This window comes from Vogesella mureinivorans (assembly GCF_007644035.1).
Classification (GTDB): domain Bacteria; phylum Pseudomonadota; class Gammaproteobacteria; order Burkholderiales; family Chromobacteriaceae; genus Vogesella; species Vogesella mureinivorans.
Window position 1 is genome coordinate 1 of record NZ_VMTV02000759.1, and the last position, 314, is coordinate 314.

1 protein-coding gene is annotated in these 314 nt (G+C 55.7%); it reads left to right on the forward strand.

Going from position 1 to position 314, the window contains the following annotated elements; all coding sequences use genetic code 11:
- Positions 1–314: hypothetical protein (locus FLQ44_RS24170; RefSeq protein WP_147695487.1), on the forward strand; the 314-nt coding region annotated here is incomplete at both ends.

Genomic DNA, 314 nt, shown 5'->3' on the forward strand with positions numbered 1-314 from the left:
TCTTTATGAGCAGATCGAACGCCCCGCATTGCGCGCCTTGCCCGACCAACCTTTCGAATATGCCGAATGGAAGCGCGCCAAGGTGCATCCCGACTATCACATCGAGGTGCTGCACGGCTTCTGTGGTTGCCGCCCTCGGTGCAAGAAGTTTCTGCTCCTTAAAGCATGTGATCGAACGCAGTCTTCTGTCAGGCCTTGCTTTGCGGCCTTCGAGACACCGCTGGCCGGTATGGTGATACGCGGATCAGGTCCAAAACTTTTACCCGAGCTGCGAAGCTCAAAGTCGTGCCACTGGTTTCCTGATCGCGATCTTT